A 9,982-nucleotide genomic window follows, 5' to 3' on the forward strand; every position below is an offset into this window, starting at 1 on the left:
TCTTTCGTGGATTTCGTGGCCAAACAAATAAATGGAAGAGTAATGACTTTAACACCCCCGAAGAAAACCCACCTCAAGCAGTTAGAGGCGGAGTCGATTCATATTATTCGTGAAGTGGCCGCCGAGTTTGATAACCCGGTGATGCTGTATTCCATCGGCAAAGACTCCGCGGTGATGCTGCACCTGGCTATGAAGGCCTTCGCCCCCGGCAAGCCGCCGTTTCCGCTGATGCATGTAGATACCACCTGGAAGTTCCGGGAGATGATTACCTTCCGGGACAAGATGGCCGAGAAGCTGGGTATGAAGCTGATTGTTCATACCAACCAGGAAGGCGTGGAGCAGGGCATCGGGCCGTTTACCCATGGTAGTGCCAAGCACACCGATGTGATGAAGACCCAGGCGCTGAAGCAGGCGCTGGACAAGTATGGCTTTGATGCGGCCTTTGGTGGCGCCCGCCGGGATGAGGAGAAGTCCCGGGCCAAGGAGCGGGTGTATTCGTTCCGCGACAAGTTCCACCGCTGGGACCCGAAAAACCAGCGCCCGGAGTTGTGGAGCCTGTACAACGGCAAGGTGAACAAGGGCGAAAGCATTCGCGTGTTCCCGCTCTCCAACTGGACCGAGCTGGATATCTGGCAATACATCTATCTGGAAAATATCGACATTGTGCCCCTGTACTACGCCGCTGAGCGCCCGGTGGTGGAGCGTGGTGGCACGCTAATTATGGTGGACGACGACCGCATGCCGCTGGAGCCGGGCGAAACGCCGGAAATGAAGATGGTGCGGTTCCGTACCCTGGGCTGCTACCCGCTGACCGGCGCGGTGGAATCCGAAGCGGCGACCTTGCCGGAAATTATTCAGGAAATGCTGTTGACGACCACTTCCGAGCGTCAGGGCCGGGTGATTGACCACGACGGCGCAGCATCGATGGAGCAGAAGAAGCGGGAGGGGTATTTCTAATGTCGCACGCATCGGTTTTGATTGAAAAAGACATCCTCGCGTATCTGGACCAGCACGAGAACAAAGACCTGCTGCGGTTTCTGACCTGCGGCAGCGTGGACGACGGCAAATCCACCCTGATTGGCCGGCTGCTGTTCGATTCCAAGCTGATTTTTGAGGACCACCTGGCCGCGCTGCACAAAGACAACGAGCGCCAGGGTAATGCCGGCGAAGCGCTGGACCTGGCCCTGTTGGTAGACGGCCTGGCTTCCGAGCGGGAACAGGGCATTACCATTGATGTGGCCTATCGGTACTTCAGCACCGACAAACGCAAATTCATCATTGCGGACTGCCCGGGCCACGAGCAGTACACCCGCAATATGGCCACCGGTGCGTCTACCTGCGACCTCGCCGTGGTGATGATCGACGCCCGCAAGGGTGTGCTCACCCAATCCCGCCGGCACAGCTTTATTGTCAGCCTGCTGGGCCTGAAGCATGTGGTGGTGGCCATCAACAAGATGGATCTGGTGGAGTTCAGTGAAGAGCGCTTTAACGAGATCCGCGCCGAATACCAGAAGCTGGCCGATCAGTTGGGTCTGCAAGACGTTTACTATGTGCCAATTTCCGCCCTGAACGGCGACAACGTGGTAAACCGTAGCGAGCAAACGCCCTGGTACCACGGTGAAACCCTGATGACGATTCTGGAGCAGGTTGAACTGCGTAAAGACCAGAACGTGGAAGATTTCCGCTTCCCGGTGCAGTTTGTGAACCGTCCGAACCTGGATTTCCGGGGCTATTGCGGCACCGTGGCCAGTGGTGTGGTGCATAAAGGTGATGAGCTGGCAGTGCTGCCGTCTGGCAAGTCCTCCCGGGTGAAGGGCATTCACACCTACGAAGGCGAGGTTCCCCGCGCCTGGCCGGGTGATGCGGTGACCATCACTTTGGAAGACGAGATCGACATTTCCCGGGGCGATCTGCTGGTGCACGCTAATCAGCAGCCGGATATGGGCCAGCGTTTCGCCGCCCATGTGGTGTGGATGAATGAAAAAGCCTTGGTGCTGGGCCGTGAGTACGGCATCAAAATCGGCACCAAGGTAACCGGCTGCTTTGTGAACAAGGTGCTGGAAGAGGTGGATGTAAACACCCTGGAGCGCAGCACCAACGTGACCGGCGGGCTGGAACTGAACGCCATTGGCCTGTGTGATGTGGAGTTGTCTGAGGCGGTAGTGGTTGAAGACTACAAAAACCACCCGGGTACCGGTGAGTTTATCCTGATTGACCGGCTGACGAATGTGACGGTTGCGGCTGGCATGGTTGAGCGGGCACTGGATGCTTCCGGGGAGTTGCCGAAGCGGGAGTATTCCGAGGCTGAGCGGAATCTGAATAAGTTTATCCGTGAGAATTATCCCGAGTGGGGTTGTAAGGCGGTATGAGCAATATTGTTTGGCATAACCACAAAGTTACCCGCGCAGACCGCGCCAGTAACAAAAACCAGAAGCCCTGCCTGCTTTGGTTCACCGGCCTGAGCGGCAGTGGCAAGTCCACCATCGCCAATGCCCTGGACGTTGCCCTGCACGAGCGGGGTTATCACACCTTCCTGCTGGACGGCGACAACGTGCGCCACGGCCTGTGCAAGGATCTGGGCTTCTCCGATGACGACCGGGTAGAAAATATCCGCCGCATTGGCGAGGTGAGCAAGCTGTTTGCCGATGCCGGCCTGATCGTGCTCAGCGCCTTCATCAGCCCCTTCACCAGCGACCGCCGCCTGGTACGCAACCTGTTCCCCGCCGGCGAGTTCATCGAGGTGTTCATGGACACCCCGCTGGACACTTGCGAAGACCGGGACCCGAAAGGCCTGTACCAGAAAGCCCGCGCAGGCGAGATCAAACACTTCACTGGTATCACCTCTCCCTACGAGGCCCCGGAGCGCCCGGAAGTTCGTTTGGACACATCTGCCATGACGGTGGAGCAGTGTGTGGAGTCTCTGATCGAATACCTCCGGCACCGCGAACTTATTAAATAACGGGGTCAGACCCCCGATACATTTTGCTCCGGCAAATGTATCGGGGGTCTGACCCCAATTCAGGCTTGGTTGCATGGATTGGCAGGCTGTTCTTACTTTGATGACGCTGGCAGGGGTGCTGGGCACGCTGGCGGTTACCCGTATAGCGGCCGATTTGGTGCTGATGTCGGCGCTTGCGTTGTTGTTGTTCACCGGGATTCTGGGGCCGGTTCAGGCGCTGGCAGGGTTTGCTAATCCGGGGGTGATTACCATTGCTACCTTGTACGTGGTGGCGGCCGGCTTGAAGGAAACCGGGGCGGTGCAGTGGATTGCCCGCATGCTGTTGGGGCACCCGAAATCCCAGCGTGGCGCGCAGGTGAGGATGATTGCGCCCACGGGCATTTTGAGTGCCTTTATGAACAACACGGCTGTAGTGGCCATGTTCATTCCGGCCATTCAGGACTGGGCCCAGCGCCTGGGTATTCCGGCTTCAAAGCTTCTTCTTCCCCTGAGTTACGCAGCCATTCTGGGCGGCACCTGCACGTTGATTGGCACCAGCACCAACCTGGTGGTGGATGGCATGTTGCAGAGTGCGCTGGGGATCAACCTGGGGCTTTTTGAGCTGGCCTGGGTGGGCATTCCGTTGCTGGTGATTGGCGGTGGGTTTTTGGTGCTGTTTGGCCATCGGTTGCTGCCAGACCGTGGCGGCATTTCTGAAGAGCTGGATCTGGTTCGGGAATATGGCGTCGAGATGGAAGTGGCCAGCCCCGGGCCGCTGGCGGGTAAGACGGTGGCTGAAGCCGGGTTGCGCGCGCTGAGCTATGGCTACCTGACGGAGATCGACCGTAGTGGTCGACTTATTACGGCAGTAGAGCCGGACAGAACCCTGCAGGCTGGCGATAAGCTGTACTTTGTGGGGGCGCCGGAATGTGCCAGTGAGCTGCGGCGGATTCAGGGCCTGAAACCTGCGAATGGCAGTGTGCACAAGCTGGAGGTGGAGAACCATCAGCGCTGTCTGGTAGAGGTGGTGCTGGGGCCGGAGTTCTCGGCCTTGGGGCAGACCATCCGTGATAGTCGGTTTCGTACCCGTTTTAATGCAGTTATTTTGTCAGTATCCCGCGAGGGCCGGCGGGTGCCGGGTAAGCTGGGTGATATTACCTTTCGCATGGGGGATACCCTGCTGCTGGAAGCCAGTGAACAGTTTGTGGCGCAATACCGCTTCCGCCGGGACTTTTTGCTGGTGAGCGCCCTGAACGATTCCACTCCGCCGGATTTCCACAAGGCGCCCCGTGCGTTGGGGATTCTGGGGGTGATGGTGTTGCTGAGTGCCTCCGGGCTGCTGTCGATTCTTGAAGCGGCTTTCCTGGCGGCTGGTGGCATGATTCTGGCAGGCTGCCTGACTGCAAGCCGCGCCCGCCGAAGTGTCGATTTGCCAGTGTTGGTGGTGATTGCAGCGTCTTTCGCGCTTGGCAATGCCATGACGGCAACCGGTGCCGCAGAGTGGGTGGCCAGCAGCCTGCTGAGCTTCGGCCCGCTCACGCCCTGGGTGGCGTTGGCGCTGGTGTATGTGCTGACCGCTGCATTCACCGAAATGATCACCAACAACGCTGCTGCGGTGCTGATGTTCCCCATCGCCCTGGCCATTTCCGAGCAGCTGGGTGTAAGCGTGCTGCCCTTCGCCATTGCAGTGATGTTCGCCGCGTCTGCTTCGTTTATCACGCCGTTGGGATACCAGACTAACCTGATGGTGTATGGCCCTGGGCGGTATCGGTTTACGGACTATGTTCGGATTGGTACGCCGTTGTCGCTGCTGGTGGGGGTCGTGGCAGTTGGGTTGATACCGTTGGTTTGGGGGTTTTAGAACTTACTCCAGGGAGCAGGAGGCACTATGAAAAACATCATCATTTGCTCAGACGGAACCTGGCAATCGCCGGAATCCGACACATCCACCCACGTTCTGCGCCTGGCTGAGGGCATGGCCCCGGAGGATGCGGCCGGTAATAAGCAGGTGGTGTTTTACGACTGGGGTGTGGGTTCGGAGGGGGACAAGTTCTCCGGCGGTATTACCGGCAAGGGCATCGACAAGAACATTCAGGATTGCTACCGCTTTGTGGTGCATAACTACGAGCCGGGGGATGCGCTGTATCTGTTCGGGTTCAGCCGCGGGGCCTATACGGTGCGCTCGCTGGCGGGGCTGATTCGTAACTGCGGGATTTTGCGGCGCGAACATGCCGAGAAGGTGGGCCATGCCTATGCCCTGTACCGCAACCGAGGCCCGGCCTCTGCCCCCGGGCGGCAGAAGGCGGGGACCTTTCGCAGGAACTACGCGGTGGCGGATGTGAGCCGTATTCACTTTATCGGCGTGTTCGATACCGTCGGCGCCCTGGGCATTCCCGCGCCGTTTCTGGGTACCCTGGGTACCAGCCGCTACCTGTTCCACGACACCGAGCCCAGCCGCATCATCAACCACGCCCGCCATGCGGTGGCCATAGACGAGAACCGGCAGGATTTCGAGCCTACCCTGTGGAGCCCCAAGGCGGGGATTGATTTGCAGCAGGTATGGTTTGCCGGTGTGCATACCGACATCGGCGGTGGCTACCCGGACCACGCCCTGGGCGATATCCCCGGAGAGTGGATGGCCCGCGAAGCCCAGGCCTGCGGCTTGGGCCTGGAACCCCACTTCCTCCTGCGCCTGAACCCGGATTATGCAGGGCGGCAGCATAATGAGTACAAAGGCTTCTATAAGGCCATGGGGCGCAAGCATATGCGGGCGGTTGAGCCGGTGGTGCATGAAAGCGTACGGCGGCGGTGGGAGGATGATTTGGTGCCGTACAAGAGCCCTGGGTTGGGGGAGTTGGTTGGGCGTTTGGGGTGGGGTGGTGTGAGTTTGGTGGGTGACTGCTAAAAAAATATTTCACTCCAAGGAACGGGAGGCCCAGTTTCGGTTGAGCCGTTATGTTTTTCTATCGGCTCATATTTCATGCTAAGGTGAGCCGATAGGTTTCTTCTAATGGCTCATTCGATGTATACATGGCAACTGGACAACTGGCCCGCTTACAGCTTTGATCAGAAATCTGCAGAGCTCTGGACGAGTAAGGCTCTTGCGGCGTCTCATAAGATTCTTGGGGCGATGGCGGTTGTGCCGGAAAGCCTTGGTAGCGAAGCGAAGTTGGATCTTCTGGTCAGCGCTGCGATCGAAACCAGTGCGATTGAGGGCGAATCGCTTAATCGCGAGGATGTGCGCAGCTCCATCAAGAATCATTTTTTGAGCCCCAATGAGAAGATGGCGGTACATGACCCGGTAGCGGCAGGTATCTCCGCTCTGATTCTTGAAGTGATGGATCTTTACGAAGACCCATTAACAGCGGAACGCCTGCACCACTGGAATGAACTGGTGCTTCCGGTGCACAATTCTGGCCCGTTTCTGGGCCCGGCCGGCATGGCGGGGCAGTGGCGTACTCATCCAGATGCCATGCAGATCGTCTCTGGCCCTGTTCACAATCCGACGATTCACTTCGAGGCCCCGCCTTCTGTGCGTGTGCCCGAGGAAATGCAGCGGTTCCTGGATTGGTTTGAGGATGGCTCCCGCGCCTTACCCGGTGTGGCGCGTGCGGCGATTGCTCATCTGTGGTTTGAAACGATTCACCCCTATGAAGACGGTAATGGCAGGGTGGGGCGGGCTATTGCGGATGTGGCTGTGTGCCAGATGCTGGGGCAGCCGCTGATGATGAGCCTGGCAACGGTGTTAAGTCGACATCGGAAGGCTTATTACCAGCAGCTTAACAAGGCGTCGAAAGATATGCTGGATGTGACGCCTTGGGTTAATTGGTTTGGCGAGCGGGTTGTTGAGGCGTTGGAAGGTGCGTTTGATGTTATTCAGTACGTGGTGAAAAAGGCCCGCTTCTGGGACGGGCTCGACACTGAATCTCTGAATGACAGACAGCTTAAGCTGATTCGCAGGATGCTGGGCCAGGATGCGCCGAGCTTTGAAAATGGGATCAATGCGGCGAAATATCAGAACTTAACGCGTTGCTCCAAAGCCACTGCTACCCGGGATCTCCAACACCTGGTTGTTAAGGGTGTGCTGGCGCCCATTTATAGCAAAGGGCGCTATGCTCGGTATAAGCTGGACTTGTGATTCTGCGGGTTAAAGACTTTTTTGCCACGAAATCCTCGGAAGGACACGGAAAAATGAAAAGATAAGGACTGTTTGGCCACGAAATCCACGAAAAAACACGAAATTAAAGATAGAAAGCTTTTGGTTTTTCTTATCAGTCATCTTTGTTCGTGTTTTTTCGTGGATTTCGTGGCAAAAAAAATCAGTAAAAGGACTAGATGATGCTCAAGGAAAAAGAGCTCTGTTACCGGATTACCGGTTGTGTATACGAGGTTTATCGCCACCTGGGTTGTGGTTTTCTTGAATCGGTGTATCAGCGGGCGTTGGTACACGAATTGCGGGCTGCTGGGTTGGCTGTGGAGTCTGAAGCCGCGGTTACCATCAACTACAAAGGCCAGCCCCTAGCCGAGCACCGTTTGGATTTACTCGTGGAGAATCGCATTATCGTTGAGCTAAAGGCCCAGCAAAAAGTCCCGCTCGCAGCAGAATCCCAGTTAATCAACTACTTGAAGGCGACAGGTTTGAAGCTCGGCTTGTTAGTCAACTTTGCTTTTCCCAAAGCCACAGTAAAGCGCATCATTTATTAGTCTCTTAATTTTTTCGTGTCCTTTCGTGGATTTCGTGGCAAAAAAAAGGAACTCTCCCCCACCAATGAACAAAGTACTGGCAGCCTACAAAGAACACACCCCCAACCCCCAGAACCCCGCTGAAAGAGTATCCTTCGGCACTTCCGGCCACCGCGGCACGTCGCTGAACCGCAGCTTCAACCGCTACCACATCCTGGCCATTACCCAGGCGGTCGTGGACTGGCGGAATAAGCAGCGCATTACCGGGCCAATGTACGTGGGCAAAGACACCCATGCCCTGTCTGGCCCGGCGATGGATTCGGTGTTGGAGGTATTGGCGGGTAACAGTGTGGTGACGCGGGTGGATTCTGCCGGGGGCTTTACGCCCACGCCGCTGGTGTCCCATGCCATTCTGGTGCACAACACCGATAAGCCGGCGGCATTGGCGGATGGGTTGATCATTACGCCTTCTCATAATCCCCCGGAGGATGGCGGGATTAAGTACAACGGCCCGGACGGCGGCCCGGCGGGTACGGATGCTACGGGTTGGATTGAGCAGCGCGCGAACGAATTGTTGGAAGCCGGGCTGGCGGGTGTAAAAACCTCTCCCCGCCGGCAGGCGGTAGTGGCGGCCGAGCCCTGGGACTTTGTGCAGGAATACGTGCAGCGGCTGGGGCAGGTGCTGGATATGGGTGCCATTGCCAGCAGCGGCCTGAAGCTGGGCGTAGACCCCATGGGCGGCGCGGCGTTGGCGGTTTGGGACGCCATTGCCAAGCACTATGGCCTGGACCTGGAAGTGGTGAACCGCAACCAGGACCCGGATTTCGCCTTCATGCCCCCGGACCACGACGGCAAGATCCGCATGGATTGCTCCAGCACTGCCGCCATGGCCAACCTGCTGACCATCAAAGACCGCTTCGACCTGGCCTTCGGTAATGACCCAGACGCCGACCGCCACGGCATTGTCGACGCCGCCGGCCTGATGAACCCGAACCATTACCTGGCGGTGTGCATCGATTACCTGCTCAGCCACCGGCCGCAGTGGGGCGCGGAGTTGAAGGTGGGTAAAACCCTGGTGTCGTCGTCCATTATCGACCGTGTGGTAGCCGGGCAGGGCCGGGAGCCTTACGAAGTGCCGGTGGGCTTCAAATGGTTTGTGGAAGGCCTGCACACCGGCGTGCTGGTGTTCGGCGGCGAAGAAAGCGCCGGGGCGAGTTTTCTGACCTTTGATGGTAAGCCCTGGAGCACCGACAAAGACGGCATTATTTTGTGCCTGCTGGCGGCGGAGATCCGCGCCAAGACCGGCAAGTTACCCAGTGAATACTATGCGGAGCTGACGGATAAGTACGGTGCGCCGGTTTACCGCCGAAAAGACTTCCCCGCCACCGCTGCGCAGAAGCAAAAGCTGAAAACCCTGAAGCCGGAGGACTTGCCGTTTACCGAGTTAGCCGGGGAACCGATTGTGGAGGCCATGACGGTTGCGCCGGGCAATGGCGCGGCAATTGGTGGCCTGAAGGTGACGACCCGGAATGGGTGGTTTGCGGCGCGGCCTAGTGGGACTGAGGATCTTTGTAAGATTTATGGGGAGAGTTTTTTGGGGGCGGAACACCTGAGTCAGATTTTTGTGCAGGCTGAGACGCTGCTTAGGTGAGGAGTCTGCGAAGGGGTTCCGAAGGGGTCTGACCCTACGGGTCAGACTCCCTGACTGAAGTGACCCCTAAAACTTGGACAGTTTAATCAGGCTGCAGCGGCAGCCTGCTCTCTGTACTCCACCGGAGTCAGGCCATTGAGTGTCAGCCGGATCCGGTGGTGGTTATAGTAGTCAATGTACTGCTCAATTCCGTGTCGTAATTGCTCAACGCTATCGAACCGGTTCAAGTAATAGAACTCGGATTTCAATGTGCCGAAGAAGCTCTCCATAGCCGCGTTGTCCAGGCAATTGCCCTTGCGAGACATGCTTTGAGTTAGCCCCTTCTCCTCGAGCATCCGGCAATACTCCGGATGCTGGTAATGCCAGCCTTGGTCCGAGTGTACCACTGGACTGGTTCCTTGCTTGAGTCGCCTCAAGGCCTTTTTCAGCATCTCCGTGACCATGGGAAGCACCGGCCGGTCACGGAGTTCATAGGCCAGGATTTCACCGTTGAACAGGTCCATCACCGGCGACAGGTACAGCTTGCGTCCTTGCACCTTGAACTCAGTAACGTCCGTTGCCCACTTCGTGTTGGGCTTGGTGGCCCGGAAGTCCCGGGCCAGTAGATTCGGTGCTTTCTTGCCCACGGGGCCTCGGTAGGAGCGGTATCGCTTCACCCGAACTCTGGATTTCAGCCCCAGCTGTTGCATCAGCCGCTGAACGATTTTGTG

General features: G+C 57.7%; 9 protein-coding genes. 8 read left to right on the top strand and 1 reads right to left on the bottom strand.

Annotation, left to right across the window (positions count from 1 at the left end):
- Positions 1-42 precede the first annotated feature (42 nt).
- From cysD to pgm, 8 genes are all read left to right on the top strand, one after another.
- A complete protein-coding gene (cysD, locus tag B9Q17_RS15685) occupies positions 43-957 on the top strand; it encodes a sulfate adenylyltransferase subunit CysD (RefSeq protein ID WP_094625940.1) in 915 nt (304 codons plus the stop codon).
- Entirely contained in the window at positions 957-2,369 is a 1,413-nt protein-coding gene (gene cysN, locus B9Q17_RS15690; protein ID WP_094625941.1) for a sulfate adenylyltransferase subunit CysN, read from the top strand. Before cysD ends, cysN begins: the two co-directional genes overlap by 1 nt.
- A complete protein-coding gene (gene cysC / locus B9Q17_RS15695) occupies positions 2,366-2,959 on the top strand; it encodes an adenylyl-sulfate kinase (protein ID WP_094625942.1) in 594 nt (197 codons plus the stop codon). The genes cysN and cysC overlap by 4 nt, the downstream gene beginning before the upstream one ends.
- A gap of 73 nt (positions 2,960-3,032) precedes the next feature.
- Positions 3,033-4,799: an SLC13 family permease gene (locus B9Q17_RS15700; RefSeq protein ID WP_094625943.1), complete on the top strand. Its 1,767-nt coding sequence runs from the start codon at positions 3,033-3,035 to the stop codon at positions 4,797-4,799.
- Positions 4,800-4,826: 27 nt separating this feature from the next.
- Positions 4,827-5,843 carry a T6SS phospholipase effector Tle1-like catalytic domain-containing protein gene (locus B9Q17_RS15705; protein ID WP_094625944.1) on the top strand — a complete coding sequence of 339 codons (1,017 nt, stop codon included), beginning with the start codon at positions 4,827-4,829 and terminating at the stop codon, positions 5,841-5,843.
- A 105-nt stretch (positions 5,844-5,948) separates the two neighbouring features.
- Positions 5,949-7,076 carry a Fic family protein gene (locus B9Q17_RS15710; RefSeq protein WP_094625945.1) on the top strand — a complete coding sequence of 376 codons (1,128 nt, stop codon included), beginning with the start codon at positions 5,949-5,951 and terminating at the stop codon, positions 7,074-7,076.
- Between the two features lie 197 nt (positions 7,077-7,273).
- Positions 7,274-7,642 (top strand): GxxExxY protein, encoded by a 369-nt coding sequence (locus B9Q17_RS15715; RefSeq protein ID WP_036218735.1) that lies wholly within the window; start codon positions 7,274-7,276, stop codon positions 7,640-7,642.
- 64 nt (positions 7,643-7,706) lie between these two features.
- On the top strand, positions 7,707-9,272 hold the full coding sequence (pgm, locus tag B9Q17_RS15720) for a phosphoglucomutase (alpha-D-glucose-1,6-bisphosphate-dependent) (RefSeq protein ID WP_094625946.1): 1,566 nt from the start codon (positions 7,707-7,709) through the stop codon (positions 9,270-9,272).
- Between the two features lie 86 nt (positions 9,273-9,358).
- Here pgm and B9Q17_RS15725 read toward each other — a convergent pair.
- A partial coding sequence (locus tag B9Q17_RS15725) for an IS3 family transposase (RefSeq protein ID WP_154707655.1) occupies positions 9,359-9,982 on the bottom strand: 624 nt, incomplete at its 5' end.

Origin of the sequence: Marinobacter vinifirmus (assembly GCF_002258215.1) — a bacterium.
GTDB lineage: Bacteria > Pseudomonadota > Gammaproteobacteria > Pseudomonadales > Oleiphilaceae > Marinobacter > Marinobacter vinifirmus.

Bases quoted from the DNA above. Each gene is read 5' to 3' on its own strand.
- cysD (WP_094625940.1), top strand. From the start codon at position 43: ATGACTTTAACACCCCCGAAGAAAACCCACCTCAAGCAGTTAGAGGCG.
- cysN (WP_094625941.1), top strand. From the start codon at position 957: ATGTCGCACGCATCGGTTTTGATTGAAAAAGACATCCTCGCGTATCTG.
- cysC (WP_094625942.1), top strand. From the start codon at position 2,366: ATGAGCAATATTGTTTGGCATAACCACAAAGTTACCCGCGCAGACCGC.
- B9Q17_RS15700 (WP_094625943.1), top strand. From the start codon at position 3,033: ATGGATTGGCAGGCTGTTCTTACTTTGATGACGCTGGCAGGGGTGCTG.
- B9Q17_RS15705 (WP_094625944.1), top strand. From the start codon at position 4,827: ATGAAAAACATCATCATTTGCTCAGACGGAACCTGGCAATCGCCGGAA.
- B9Q17_RS15710 (WP_094625945.1), top strand. From the start codon at position 5,949: ATGGCTCATTCGATGTATACATGGCAACTGGACAACTGGCCCGCTTAC.
- B9Q17_RS15715 (WP_036218735.1), top strand. From the start codon at position 7,274: ATGATGCTCAAGGAAAAAGAGCTCTGTTACCGGATTACCGGTTGTGTA.
- pgm (WP_094625946.1), top strand. From the start codon at position 7,707: ATGAACAAAGTACTGGCAGCCTACAAAGAACACACCCCCAACCCCCAG.